General features: G+C 35.5%; 15 protein-coding genes. 6 read left to right on the top strand and 9 right to left on the bottom strand.

Annotated features, from left to right (window positions below):
* Nucleotides 1-6 precede the first annotated feature (6 nt).
* The 9 genes from atpH to lptC all read right to left on the bottom strand — a co-directional run bounded on the left by atpH (nucleotide 7) and on the right by lptC (nucleotide 6,200).
* A complete protein-coding gene (gene atpH / locus ACYQ3P_RS05965; RefSeq protein ID WP_460177027.1) occupies nucleotides 7-552 on the bottom strand; it encodes an ATP synthase F1 subunit delta in 546 nt (181 codons plus the stop codon).
* On the bottom strand, nucleotides 549-1,118 hold the full coding sequence (atpF, locus tag ACYQ3P_RS05960) for a F0F1 ATP synthase subunit B (RefSeq protein ID WP_460177026.1): 570 nt from the start codon (nucleotides 1,116-1,118) through the stop codon (nucleotides 549-551). Before atpF ends, atpH begins: the two co-directional genes overlap by 4 nt.
* A 10-nt stretch (nucleotides 1,119-1,128) precedes the next feature.
* On the bottom strand, nucleotides 1,129-1,548 hold the full coding sequence (locus tag ACYQ3P_RS05955) for a F0F1 ATP synthase subunit B (protein ID WP_460177025.1): 420 nt from the start codon (nucleotides 1,546-1,548) through the stop codon (nucleotides 1,129-1,131).
* A gap of 126 nt (nucleotides 1,549-1,674) precedes the next feature.
* On the bottom strand, nucleotides 1,675-2,526 hold the full coding sequence (rapZ, locus tag ACYQ3P_RS05950; RefSeq protein ID WP_460177024.1) for an RNase adapter RapZ: 852 nt from the start codon (nucleotides 2,524-2,526) through the stop codon (nucleotides 1,675-1,677).
* 14 nt (nucleotides 2,527-2,540) lie between these two features.
* Nucleotides 2,541-3,059, bottom strand: coding sequence for a ribosome hibernation-promoting factor, HPF/YfiA family (gene hpf / locus ACYQ3P_RS05945; protein ID WP_460177023.1), 519 nt, complete (start codon nucleotides 3,057-3,059; stop codon nucleotides 2,541-2,543).
* A gap of 12 nt (nucleotides 3,060-3,071) precedes the next feature.
* Nucleotides 3,072-4,487 (bottom strand): RNA polymerase factor sigma-54, encoded by a 1,416-nt coding sequence (rpoN, locus tag ACYQ3P_RS05940; RefSeq protein ID WP_460177022.1) that lies wholly within the window; start codon nucleotides 4,485-4,487, stop codon nucleotides 3,072-3,074.
* Nucleotides 4,488-5,225, bottom strand: a complete 738-nt coding sequence (lptB, locus tag ACYQ3P_RS05935) for an LPS export ABC transporter ATP-binding protein (protein ID WP_460177021.1) — start codon at nucleotides 5,223-5,225, stop codon at nucleotides 4,488-4,490.
* Nucleotides 5,222-5,701 carry a lipopolysaccharide transport periplasmic protein LptA gene (lptA, locus tag ACYQ3P_RS05930; RefSeq protein WP_460177020.1) on the bottom strand — a complete coding sequence of 160 codons (480 nt, stop codon included), beginning with the start codon at nucleotides 5,699-5,701 and terminating at the stop codon, nucleotides 5,222-5,224. The genes lptB and lptA overlap by 4 nt, the downstream gene beginning before the upstream one ends.
* On the bottom strand, nucleotides 5,682-6,200 hold the full coding sequence (gene lptC, locus ACYQ3P_RS05925) for an LPS export ABC transporter periplasmic protein LptC (protein ID WP_460177019.1): 519 nt from the start codon (nucleotides 6,198-6,200) through the stop codon (nucleotides 5,682-5,684). The genes lptA and lptC overlap by 20 nt, the downstream gene beginning before the upstream one ends.
* A 106-nt stretch (nucleotides 6,201-6,306) precedes the next feature.
* On the opposite strand from lptC, the gene ACYQ3P_RS05920 reads away from it, so the two are divergent.
* The 6 genes from ACYQ3P_RS05920 (at nucleotide 6,307) to ACYQ3P_RS05895 (ending at nucleotide 12,212) form a co-directional block, all read left to right on the top strand.
* Nucleotides 6,307-7,977, top strand: a complete 1,671-nt coding sequence (locus ACYQ3P_RS05920; protein ID WP_460177018.1) for an FG-GAP repeat domain-containing protein — start codon at nucleotides 6,307-6,309, stop codon at nucleotides 7,975-7,977.
* 2 nt (nucleotides 7,978-7,979) lie between these two features.
* Nucleotides 7,980-8,687: an undecaprenyl pyrophosphate synthase gene (gene uppS, locus ACYQ3P_RS05915; protein ID WP_460177017.1), complete on the top strand. Its 708-nt coding sequence runs from the start codon at nucleotides 7,980-7,982 to the stop codon at nucleotides 8,685-8,687.
* A complete protein-coding gene (locus tag ACYQ3P_RS05910; protein WP_460177016.1) occupies nucleotides 8,668-9,456 on the top strand; it encodes a phosphatidate cytidylyltransferase in 789 nt (262 codons plus the stop codon). The genes uppS and ACYQ3P_RS05910 overlap by 20 nt, the downstream gene beginning before the upstream one ends.
* An 8-nt stretch (nucleotides 9,457-9,464) precedes the next feature.
* Nucleotides 9,465-10,613 (top strand): 1-deoxy-D-xylulose-5-phosphate reductoisomerase, encoded by a 1,149-nt coding sequence (locus ACYQ3P_RS05905; RefSeq protein WP_460177015.1) that lies wholly within the window; start codon nucleotides 9,465-9,467, stop codon nucleotides 10,611-10,613.
* A 112-nt stretch (nucleotides 10,614-10,725) separates the two neighbouring features.
* A complete protein-coding gene (gene rseP / locus ACYQ3P_RS05900) occupies nucleotides 10,726-11,799 on the top strand; it encodes an RIP metalloprotease RseP (protein ID WP_460177014.1) in 1,074 nt (357 codons plus the stop codon).
* Nucleotides 11,796-12,212, top strand: coding sequence for an NUDIX hydrolase (locus ACYQ3P_RS05895; RefSeq protein ID WP_460177013.1), 417 nt, complete (start codon nucleotides 11,796-11,798; stop codon nucleotides 12,210-12,212). Before rseP ends, ACYQ3P_RS05895 begins: the two co-directional genes overlap by 4 nt.
* Nucleotides 12,213-12,426: the final 214 nt, after the last annotated feature.

Genomic DNA, 12,426 nt, shown 5'->3' with positions numbered 1-12,426 from the left:
AGTTTCTCACCCCTTTATAAGCTTATCTCTTAAAAGACCCAACTGGCCTTTTATGCTTAAATCATACATTGTGCTTCCAACCTTAACCCTAATTCCACCTATCAATGATGGATCAGTCTCATATTGCAATTCAACTTCTCTTCCTGTAATTGCTTTGAGAGTCTCTACTATCTTTTGCTTCATGCTATCAGGAAGCGCTACTGCAGAAGTGACGACACCCTTAACCTTTTTCTTTGCTTCCAGATAAAGGGCATTAATATACCTAACAATTTCTCCCAGACCAACTAATACACCTTCAACACTAAGGAAGCTTAAGAATTTTTTCACTTCCTCAGGAAGTCCAAATTTTTCGCAAAGATAGGCAATAACGCCTACCCTCTCCTCATCCTTGAATGAAGGAGATGTAAGCATGTTTCTAAATTGCCTTTCTTTCTGCATGAGAATTGAGATTGTTTCAAGCTTTACTACAATTTCTGGAACCTGGTCAAGATTTACCAGGCTTAAAAATTGTTTTGCATACTTTTTTGCCTTAGCTCCTCTTACCTTTCTCAATTTTTCCGCCCCTCTATTATTTTTATTGCTTCCTGAAGAAGCTTTTCCTGCTCCTCAGGAGTAATTTTCTCTTTTAATTTCTGCTCGCTCAATTGAACTGCAAGCTCAGCAGCCTCAACCCTAAGAGCATCCTTTGCCATCTTCACTTCAAATTCTATATTTGTCTTTGCCTGCTCTAATATTTTCTGCTTCATGCTTTCTGTTTCCTGAATTATCCTCTGTTTTTCCTGCTCTCCAATGTTTTTCGCAGAGCTTATTATATCCTCAACCTCTTTATCCTTTAATTTAAGCCTCTCTTCTACCTCTTGAAGTGCCTTTTGAGCAAGCTCTTTTGCTTCTTGAGATTCTTTAATGCTCTTCTCAATCAACTCTTTTCTTTGGGCAAGATAATTTTTAATTGGCTTTCCAAGAAATTTAACAAGGATAAAAACCAATATAGCAAAGTTAATTGTTTTAAAAGCCCAATCTTTTAAATCTCCTCCGGCGTGTTCACCACCCTCAGCTGCGAATGATGAAACTGCGGAAACTGCAAGAATTGCTAAAATTGTAATAATCAACCTTTTCATATAACCTCCATTATGCCTTTACGAGTTTATTGACAATCTCTTCAGACAGTCTTTCTACCTCTTGTCTTAAGGCTGCTCTTACCTTCTCTGTCTCAGATTTAATTTCTGCCCTTGCCTTTTCAATCATCTGAACAGCTTCCTTTTCAGTAGCTGATAAAACTTCTTTCTGGTAATTGAGAGCTTCTTCCCTAAGAGCATCAATGATTTGCTTTGCCTGAGCCTTTGCATTTGCCAAATCTGCATTCATCTGAGCAAGAGCCTTTTCCTTTTTCTCAATCATAGCTTGAGCTTCTTCCATTGCACCCTTGGTCATCTGCTCTCTCTGCCTGAAAAGCTCCATCATTGGTTTGAAGAGGATAGCATTAAGGATAAACATTAAAATGAAGAATTGAACCATTAAAACAAAAAACCAATTGTTAAACTCTAACATAGCCCACCTTCTTTCTGTTAGATTTTTTTACTGCAATTAAAACAACTGCATGAAAAGATACCATATACAGCTTTTTTTGTCAAGAAAAATTCAATTTTAAATTTTTATAACTCCATTAAAAATTGCTTATAAATCTCTGTGAATCAATATTGGATTAAGCGATAATCCCTTTATAAAATTTGCTATTTCCTCTGCTAAAACCACTGACCTGTGCTTCCCACCTGTGCATCCAATTGCGATTGTGATGTATGCCCTTCCTTCCCTCTTGTACCCCTCTAATGCGAATTTTAAAAAACCAAAAACATGATCCAAAAACTCCTTTGTTTCCTTTTGCTTCAATACAAAATCTTTAACTGGCTCTTCCTTGCCTGTTAGCGGTGACAAAGACGGGATAAAATAAGGATTTGGAAGAAATCTTGCATCAAAGACAAGGTCAGCATTTGAAGGAATTCCTTTTTTAAAGCCAAAGGAGATAATTGTTATAGTCGGCTGTTTTATCTGCCCTCCAAAGATTGAAGAAATATAAAATTTTAATTCGTGGGGATTAAAATTTGATGTATCCACTATCCTGTCTGAAAAACTTCTGATTGAAGACAGAGATTTTCTCTCCTCTTTAATCGCATCCTGAAGATTTTCATAAAGTGAATAAAGAGGATGAGGTCTTCTCGTTTCTTTGTATCTTCTTAAAATAGTTTCATCATCGGCTTCAAGAAATAAAACCTCAGTAATATAATCTTCTTTTATTTTCTCAATAATAGTAACAGCTGTCTTAAGAAACTTGTAAGCCCTGATATCTACTGCGATTGCTATTTTTTCAAAGTCTCCATGCTTGTTTAAAATTTCAAGAAATTCTGGCACCGCAGGAGGCGGTAGGTTGTCTATGCAGAAAAAACCCATATCTTCAAGGGTTCGCAAAGTTACAGTCTTCCCTGCTCCAGAAAGTCCCGTTACTATTACTATTTTAGGTTTTTCTTTCAAGGTATTATGCTGATTTATTTTGCCGGCTCAATCAAACCATAATTGCCATCTTTTCTTCTGTAAACTACATTGACATCACCTGAGAAGGAGTTAACAAACATGAAGAAGTCCTTATCCAGAAGCTCCATTTGATCCACTGCCTCTTCAGGAGTCATAGGTCTTAATTCAAATTTTTTGTATTTGACGATTCTTTTTGCTGCCTCAACACCTGCCTCAGAGCCATAACTCTTGTTAGCAGCTTTTTTATTTTTATCCTGAACCTTTTCTTTGTACTTAAGAATCTGCTTTTCAAGTTTCTCAACTACCTGATCAACAGCTGAATAGAGGTCTTCTGTTTTTCCTTCTGCTTGAATCAAATGTCCATTAACCTTTAAAAGAACATCTATCTTATGCGTAAACTTTTCAATACCAACAGTAACAATGATTTCACTCAATTCACTTAAAAATTTTTCAAACTTCTTTAACCTCTTTTCAACATACTGTCTCAAAGCATCAGTAACTTCAATGTTTTTTCCTCTGATAGTGATTTTCATTTTTCATCCTCCTTAATATTGTTTTGTTTTTCTTAAAGCCTTTGGCGGTATTTTAAGCTCTTCTCTGTATTTTGCCACCGTTCTTCTTGCAATGTTTATCCCCTGACTTTTCAATATCTCTGCAATTTCCTTATCGCACAATGGTTTTTCAGGGTTTTCTGAGGCAATAATCTGTTGTATCATTTCTTTAACATGAGTTGTTGCAACATTACCATCTGCTGATGATAAGGATTTGCTGAAGAAAAATTTAAAGCTAAACATCCCGTGTTCACAACAAAGATATTTGTTGGATGTTACCCTACTTATTGTGCTTTCATGTAATCCCACCTCATTCACAACATCTCTTAGAGTTAAGGGCTTCAAAAAACTTACACCTTTATCAAAAAACTCCCTCTGAAACTTAACAATGCTCTCTGTAACCCTATAAATTGTTTTGTTTCTTTGTTCAATACTGCGTAAAAGCTCAACAGCGTTTTTGAATTTCTCTTTCAGATACTCCTTTTCAGCTCCATTGAGATTTTTTGCTTCTATAAGCTCTTTGTAAATTTTGTTAAGCCTTAATTTGGGAATTCCCTCGTCATTCAAAATTATTTGATATTCATCGTCAATCTTTTGAACATAAACATCTGGCACAGGAGTTTTTACAATTATATTTGAAAAGTTTCTACCTGGTCTTGGTTCAAGTTTTTCTATTATTTTGACAGCTTCTATTACTTCCTGCAGAGGAATATTAAACTTTTTTGCTATTTTTTCATATTTTTTCTTTTGGATATCCTCAAGATGCTCATCAATAATCCTATGCACGATTGTATCGTTTAAACCTAATGCTTTTATTTGTAACAAAAGACACTCCTTAAGATTTCTTGCTCCAACTCCAGTTGGGTCAAATTCTTGAACAAGGGCAATAGCTTTTTTTACAGTTTCAATATCTGAGTTAGCAAGGCTGGATATTTCCTCTTCTGAAGCTCTAAGATAACCGTCTTCATCAATATTGCCTATCACAACCTCTGCAACTGCTCTTATTTCATCTGAAGCCTTACTTAAGCTTAATTGCCACATTAAATAATCAGACAAATCAGAAGTAGTTGAATAGAAAAGCTCAAAGGAGGGCTTTTCCTCAAACCCTGGATTAAAATATCCAAGATCCCTTCCATCATCAGCCCTTTCAGCAAAGTAGTCGTCAACTATTAATTTATCAAGCCTGCTAATTATGGGGAGTTCCTCATCATTTTCCTGAGTTTGTTCTATTTCTTGCTCGGTTAAGTTTTCCTCATCAATCTCAAGAAAAGGATTTTCTATTAATTCAAGCTGAATATACTCACTCAGCTCAAGTTGAGAAAATTGAAGCAACTTAAGCTGCAGTTGCAGTTGTGGAGTAAGCGTAAGTTTCTGAGTTAATCTTAAATCTGTTCTCTGTTCAAGTGCCATTTAAAGTTTAAACTCCTCTCCTAAAAATGCTTCTCTTACCTGAGGATTGTTAATTAATTGCTCAGGAGAACCCTCTGCCAATACCCTTCCACTGTGAATTATAAAAGCCCTGTCAGTTATTGAGAGAGTTTCCCTTACATTATGGTCTGTTATTATTACTCCGATACCCTTGTCTTTCAAATTTTTGATAGTTCTTTTTAATTCAACAACAGCCAATGGGTCTATTCCTGCAAAGGGTTCATCAAAGAGCATAAAAATTGGCTTCAAAGCAATTGCTCTTGCAATTTCAGCCCTTCTTCTCTCCCCACCTGAGAGTTTATAGCCTTCCCTATCTGCAAATTCTGACAGATTGAATTCTTTTAACAATTGATTGACCTCTTCATCAATTTTGGACAAAGCATCTTTGTCATTTTCGTATTTAATCTCAAGCACTGCCCTTAAATTATCCCTTACTGTAAGCTTGCGAAAAATTGAAGGTTCCTGTGGCAAATATCCCATTCCAAGCTTTGCTCTTTGAAAAACAGGTAATGATGTTATATCCTTGTTGTCAAGGAAAATACTCCCTGCATCAGGTTTTATAACTCCAATCATCATATAAAATGTGGTTGTTTTTCCAGCTCCATTCGGTCCCAAAAGCCCTACTACTTCTCCGCTTTGTAAAGATAAGCTTACATCCCTAACAGCTTCCTTTTTCCCAAAACTTTTCTTTAATTTTTCTATCCGTAAAGTGTGGCTCATTTCTCTGTTTTTTTCTCCTTTAGGTAAACCTTGCTTTTTTCAACCAATGCTCTGTCATCTTTCATAAAATAAGTAATTTTCTCGCCTGTAATTAAATTTTTACCCTCCGTTGCTCTTGGCTCTCCGGTAAAAACAACTCTTTCTTCAGGCTCTGGATAATAAGTAGCCTTATGCGAAGTAATTGTTCTATTACCTTTGACCACTCTGACATTGCCTATTACTTCTATCATTTTTATGTTGCCACCCTTCTGCTCGTCTTCATAGTAAACAATCATCTTATTGGCATACATTGTAGTATCCCCTCTTACAGCAACAACATTCCCCTCAAAGGTTGCTGTTTTTGCCTTACTGTCATTGACAAGGCTCTGGGATGTTATTACTATAGGCTCTGAGGTTTCCTTCTGTTCTGCAAATACCAAACTAAAACATAAAAACATTGCCAATATTATTAATAGACTATTTTTTGGAATGAACAATTGCCTTTACCCCCTTTTTTAATTCTATCAAATCAGCACTTGCTGTGCCCTCATTTCCTTCAATAGTAATTTTATTGCCCACGAGCTTTAAGGGCTTCTCTGAATGCAAGGTTCTGCTTTTTGCATCCCAGTATGCTTCTGTTCCATAAACCTTGTAATTCTTTGATATACCCTCTATTTCATCCTTTAGGAAAATATCACCCGATTCAGAGTAATAAAATCCATTTTTTGCTTTAACAGTAAACTCCTTTTCAGGAAAGATCATCGTAAGATTACTTAATGTAATAACCTTACCATCATCACTTATCATAGCTTCTTGTGAGAAAAGTTCAAACTTTACATCCGTATTCTTTTTTTGAATAAATTTTATCTCCTTAAAAATAGAGCCTTCCATTGAAATTTTAATTTTCGGAGATTCCTCTTTATTCATGAAACCAACTAAAACAATCAATACAATACAAACTGCTGAAGCACAAGAAATTAATAACCACTTTCTCATTTTTTATCCTTGTTTAAATATACCATAAATTGATGGTTGGTGGTTAGTGGCTGGTGACTGATAAAAAATTTTTGACTTGAAACACTAATTTAGTATAAACTTTAACATGCATTATTTAAAACAACTTTTAGTTGTCCTTTTTGTTGTTTTAAGTCTATCTTTTATTGCTGAAGCAAGTCCTAATTCATTCTATTTTGAAGCCTTTAAAAACGACCTTCTCTCCTATTTCCCAGTTATTGACGGAAAAGTAGTCAAACAAGTCAATAATGAACTAACTTTGGACAAAGGCCTAAAGGACGGATTAAAAAAAGGACAAAGAATTATACTTTTTGAGCAGACTGTTCCTCTAATTCATCCTGTTACGAAACAGGTAATTGGCAAATCAGAAAAAATAATAGGCTCTGCGGAAATTATAGAGGCAGAAAACAATACAGCCAAAGCAGTTGTGCTTGATGGAGATATAAAAATACAAGAAAATCAAGTGCTTTTTAAAATTCCTAAATCAAAGATAAAAATATTTTATGCTCAAACGAATACTGAATGGGCAGTAGGAGAAGGTTATTACAGAGAATTAAAAGAAAGCGAAAGATTTGAATTAATAGATGCACCTGTAAATGTTGATGAAAACGAAAAACTCTTTAAAAACGCTAAAAATGTTAATGCCGATGTTTTGTTGATATTGAAACCAATCAAAAAAGAGCAGGGATTAAAAATCTCCCAAGAGCTTTACTGGGTAAAAGACCAAAAGCCTCTTTCAAAAGCTGAGATTGAGCTCAATCCAACAGCCTTAAGCGAATTAAGAAAAAAATATGCTTCATTAATCGTTCCAGAAGGTCATACATTGCTCTCATTCAGACTTTCAAGAAGCATTAACAGAATAGCAACAGGCAACTTTGATGGCATCAGCCAGAATCAGCTTTTAATAGCCTCTGACAATGAAATAAGCCTCTATCAAATAGAAGTTGACCTAAAGCTAAAGAGTAGCTATTCTATACCTATTGGTGGCGATATTCTTTGGTTTGATACAGGAGACATTGACAGAGACGGAAAAGACGAGATAACTATAACTTTCAAAAAGGACGACAGAGTGATTTCTTCAGTAATAAAATGGTCTTCCAATGAATTTGAAGAGATATCTCGTATTTATGATGTATTTCTTAGAATATACGAAGGAAAACTAATAGCTCAAAAATTCTCGCCATCCATTGGATTTGACGGAGAAATTATGTATATCAAGCCAGAAAAGTCTTCATACCAAAAGTTAGAAACCTTTAAGATGCCTGTAAAAGCAAACATATATGACTTCTACCTAATCGGCAGCATGATGTTCAAATGGGAAGAGGATGGAACATTTGCAGTTTATAATGAAAAAGGTTTACCCCTTTGGCGTTCACAGGAACCACTTGGTTATGGATTGCAATATGAAAAACAAACCGGCATATCAATGTTAAGTCTTGGAAAGTGGAAAGTTCAAAGCAAAATAAAGCCCTTCAGCAACGGAGTTATTATTATTGAAAAGAAACCTCTTCTCGGACTTGTAAATGTGTCAACATTAGGTTATCGTAGCTCAAAACTTCAGTTACTGCAGTGGACAGGAATAGGAATAGAGCAGACTGACATCACAGAGGAGATGTCTGGAGAAATTCTTGATTACGCAGTTTCATCAGACAGGCTTTATGTTCTTGTAAAGCCACCTTTTGGGCTTGTCCCAAAAAGGATTCTTCAGGGAGAAAGTCCTTTCGAGACCCAGCTTCACATTCTCTCCCTAAAATACTAAAAATGAGTAGACTTCTCAAACATGTTGCAATCATCATGGATGGAAATGGTAGATGGGCACAGATGCGCGGACTGCCTCGTTATGAAGGACACAAAAGAGGAGTTCAAAAAGTAAAAGAAATAATTCAATCAGCTTTAAAACTAAATATACCCACATTAACTTTTTACGCATTTTCAATTGAAAACTGGCAGAGACCTAAAAAGGAAGTTGAAATTATCATGGGATTGCTTGAAAGCCACTTGAAAAAAGAAAAAGAGATTTTTCTCTCTCAAGGTGTCAGATTTAAAATGATTGGGAATCGTTCATACATCCCTGAAAAAGTTTTATCAGTCATAGAGGAAACAGAAAAAGATACTGCCCATTGTGAAAAATTAATTGCCCAGTTTGCAATAAGCTATAGTGGTAGAGATGAAATAGTAAGGGCTCTTAAGAAAATCATTGAACAAAAAATACCTGCAAACGAGATTAATGAAAATCTTATAAATCTTTATCTTGATACTTCTGGAATACCAGAGCCAGATTTGATTATCCGTACTTCTGGAGAACAAAGACTTAGTAACTTTCTAATATGGCAGGCTGCTTACTCTGAGTTTTATTTTACAAACACTCTTTGGCCAGATTTTACAGAGGATGAATTTACAGAAGCTATTCTTGATTTTCAGAAAAGACAGAGGAGATTTGGCAAAATAAGTGAGTTTACAAGGGCATAAAAAAAGAATACTGATTGCACTGATTGCTATTCCAATTCTGTGGTTTATAGTTGCTAAACTTCCACCATCATATTTTCTTGCTCTTTTAATTGCAGCAAATGCCATCGGAATGTGGGAATTTCTAAAAATGTATAAATGCTCAAATACATCTATTTTGATTGGAGTAATCTTTGCTGTAATCATTTTATTGCTTAATTGCTTTTATTATCAGTTTGCCCTTTACTATTACTCTTTATGTTTTATTGCAATCTCCCTATTTCGTCTGTTTTCTAAAAAGCAACCATCTATGGCTTTACAGGATATCTCTCCATTAATAATTGGCATAATGTATATTCCAACCTTAATTGTCTTTCATTGGTTTTTAAGGCTTGAGGGATGGCAGTGGATTGTGTATCTTTATGCAGTAGTCTGGGCTTCAGATTCATTTGCATACTATATTGGAAAAGGATTTGGGAAAAGAAAGCTTTATCCAGAGGTAAGTACTAAAAAAACTTGGGCAGGTGCTTATGGTTCATTAATTGGCGGTGCTGTTACATCACTTTTCTTAGGTTATCTGCTTTTAGAGAAATCCCTTGTTCAGCTTGCAATCATTGGTTTTGCAATAGGCTTTATTTCAATATTAGGGGATCTTGTTGAATCAATGTTTAAAAGGGATGCTGGAGTAAAGGACTCTGGAATATGGTTTTCAGAGCATGGAGGAGTCCTTGATAAAATAGATGCCATGCTTTTTGCAGGAGTGCTACTTTATTTTGGCATGAAGTGGGTTTAGGAGGCAAAATGAAAAATGTAGTAATACTTGGAAGCACAGGTTCAATTGGAAAAAGTGCTCTTGAAGTAATAAAAATGTTTCCTGAAAAATTTAAAGTTTTAGGGCTTGGAGCAAAAAGCAGTATAGAAATCTTAGAGGAGCAAATTAGAGAATTCAAGCCAAAATATGTGGCTGTTCATGAAAAAAAAGCCTGTGAAGCATTGAAAAAACGAATAAAAAACATAGAAATTCTTCAAGGTCAAGAGGGAATCTCAGAAATTGCAAAGCTAAAAGAGGCAGACATAGTTATCTCAGCGATAGTCGGAGCAGCAGGTCTTGTTCCAACATTTGAAGCAGTGAAAGCAGGTAAAACAATAGGACTTGCCAATAAAGAAAGTCTTGTAATGGCAGGCGAAATCATTAAAAGGGAGGCAAAAAAATCTGGTGCGAAGATAATTCCTGTTGACAGCGAACACAGTGCAGTCTTTCAATGCATTAATGGCTGTAATAGGTCATATATTAAAAAAATATGGCTTACTGCTTCTGGCGGACCTTTCAGGGGAAAGAAAAAGGAAGAAATTGAAAATGTAACACCAAAGGAAGCTTTAAATCATCCAAAATGGAAGATGGGTAAAAGAATCACCATTGATTCTGCCACACTTATGAACAAGGGATTTGAAGTTATTGAAGCCCATCATCTCTTTGATATTCCTGTTGAAAACATAGGAGTTCTTATTCATCCTCAAAGCATTATTCACTCCCTCGTTGAATTTGTAGATGGAACATATCTTGCCCAGATGAGTAATCCTGATATGAAAGCTCCTATTGCTCTTGCATTATCCTTCCCTGACAGACTTCATGACATAATCAAACCAATAGACTGGGCAGCAACAAGCCATTTAAGCTTTGAATTGCCAGATACAGAGGTTTTTCCCTGCTTAAAACTTGCCTATGAGGCAGTAAAAATCGGCGGTACTATGCCGACTGTTTTAAATGCAGCGGATGAAATTGCTGTTGAAGCTTTTTTGTCGGGAAGGTTAAAATTTAGTAATATATACAAAGTGATAAAAAAGGTCATGAACTCTCATTCTGTCAAAGCGGTTGAATCAATTGATGATGTCATTGAGGCAGACAAATGGGCAAGAGAGAAAGCGTGGTCGGTGATTAGTGGTTCGTGACTTGTGGTTAAGAAAAAAAGGCGAGATTGTGTGAGTGTCAAAGCAATTTTTAGAATCTTATAAATTAGGTTTAAATAACAAAAAAATTCGTAAAACCTGATGAGGAGGGATAATGAATTTAATTTATGCAATAATACTTTTTGGATTCTTGATATTCATCCATGAGCTTGGACATTTTTTAGCTGCAAAAATAAGCAGAGTAAGAGTACTCAAATTTTCAATTGGATTTGGTCCAAAAATTATAGGAAGAAAAATCGGTGAGACTGAGTATCTTTTAAGTGCTGTTCCTCTGGGTGGATATGTAAAAATGTATGGCGAAGAAGTAGGTGATGAAGTAATAGACACAAAAAGGTCCTTCAAACATCAATCAGTATCTAAAAAAATTTTCATCGTCATCGCAGGACCTCTTTTCAATATCATTGGAGCAGTCTTATTGTTTTGGGTAGTTTATATCTATGGTATTCCTGTGCTTAAACCTGTGATAGGTGAAATAATGCCCAATTCACCTGCCTATACAGCTGGACTACAGCCAAAGGATAAAATAATTGAAATCAACGGAGAAAAAATAGGAAACTGGTTTGACATGGCTCAGTTTATACAGAGAAATCCAGGAAAATCTCTTGAATTTAAAATAGAAAGAAATGGGGAAATTAAAACAATTAACATCACACCTGAGCAAAAGGAGGCAAAAAATCTTTTCGGAGAAAAAGTATTTGTCGGGCAAATTGGTATAAAGCCAGCTGAAGAGTTTTTCATTCACAGGGAAAATCCTGTTACTGCTTTAAACAAATCAATAGAGAAATGTATTGAAATAGTGGAGCTTACCTATCTTACAATAGTGAAAATCTTCCAAAGAGTTGTATCAACTGATGTTATAGGTGGACCAATACTTATCTTTCAAGCAGCAGGAAAAACTGCTGAACAAGGCATCGTAAGCTTCTTGAGCTTTGCTGCAATAATTAGCATAAATCTGGGTATTTTAAATCTCTTACCAATTCCTGTTCTTGATGGTGGACATATTCTGTTTTTCTTGATTGAGGGCATAAGAAGAAAGCCCTTAAGTGAAAAATTCATTGCTGTATCGCAAAAAATAGGAATAGCATTTCTTATAGCCCTAATGATGCTCGCATTTTACAACGATATTTTAAGGCTCTTAGACCCCTCAAGAATGCCATTAGGAAAATGAAAAGGCATTATTCTGCAGGTGGTGTGGTATATAAGATTGAAAATGGTCAAATAAAGATTCTTCTTATTGCTACGAAGAACAAAACAGTATGGGCTTTTCCAAAGGGACATGTGGAATCAGGAGAAAAAGGAGAGGAGACTGCTTTAAGGGAAATTAAAGAAGAAACAGGAATTGAAGGGAAAATCGTTGATGAATTGGGAGAAGTTTCATACTGGTTTGTCTTAGAAGGACAAAAATGCTTTAAAATAGTTAAATATTTTTTGGTTGAATACACAGGTGGTGAAATATTTCCTCAATGGGAGATAGACACTGCAGAATGGTTTTCAGTGGATGAAGCATTAGAGAAGCTAACTTACAAAAGCGACAAGGAGATACTAAAAAAAGCGATGGAAAAAATATTGAATATCATATAAATTGAGCGGTTTTTTATGAAAACCTTTTGTCCGTCATTGCAAGCCTCAGCGAAGGTGAGGCGTGGTAATCTGACTCTTTGTCATCGTATGTTAGATATATGGACATTGCGAGAGATTCTATTTCTGAGGCTATACTTTCTTTTTACCAGATTGCTTCGTCGCGGAGCCTGTCGCGAGCCGAAGGCATGGCAACCAGTCGCAATGACACTTGAAA

This window comes from Thermodesulfovibrio hydrogeniphilus (assembly GCF_054657355.1).
Note: the sequence above shows the minus strand (reverse complement) of the source record. Positions and strands in the feature narration are given on the sequence as shown.

Excerpts from the sequence above, each read along its gene's own strand:
- ACYQ3P_RS05920 (WP_460177018.1), top strand. The coding sequence starts at position 6,307 with ATGCATTATTTAAAACAACTTTTAGTTGTCCTTTTTGTTGTTTTAAGT.
- uppS (WP_460177017.1), top strand. The coding sequence starts at position 7,980 with ATGAGTAGACTTCTCAAACATGTTGCAATCATCATGGATGGAAATGGT.
- ACYQ3P_RS05905 (WP_460177015.1), top strand. The coding sequence starts at position 9,465 with ATGAAAAATGTAGTAATACTTGGAAGCACAGGTTCAATTGGAAAAAGT.
- lptB (WP_460177021.1), bottom strand. The coding sequence starts at position 5,225 with ATGAGCCACACTTTACGGATAGAAAAATTAAAGAAAAGTTTTGGGAAA.
- hpf (WP_460177023.1), bottom strand. The coding sequence starts at position 3,059 with ATGAAAATCACTATCAGAGGAAAAAACATTGAAGTTACTGATGCTTTG.
- atpF (WP_460177026.1), bottom strand. The coding sequence starts at position 1,118 with ATGAAAAGGTTGATTATTACAATTTTAGCAATTCTTGCAGTTTCCGCA.
- ACYQ3P_RS05895 (WP_460177013.1), top strand. The coding sequence starts at position 11,796 with ATGAAAAGGCATTATTCTGCAGGTGGTGTGGTATATAAGATTGAAAAT.
- rseP (WP_460177014.1), top strand. The coding sequence starts at position 10,726 with ATGAATTTAATTTATGCAATAATACTTTTTGGATTCTTGATATTCATC.
- lptC (WP_460177019.1), bottom strand. The coding sequence starts at position 6,200 with ATGAGAAAGTGGTTATTAATTTCTTGTGCTTCAGCAGTTTGTATTGTA.
- rpoN (WP_460177022.1), bottom strand. The coding sequence starts at position 4,487 with ATGGCACTTGAACAGAGAACAGATTTAAGATTAACTCAGAAACTTACG.
- ACYQ3P_RS05955 (WP_460177025.1), bottom strand. The coding sequence starts at position 1,548 with ATGTTAGAGTTTAACAATTGGTTTTTTGTTTTAATGGTTCAATTCTTC.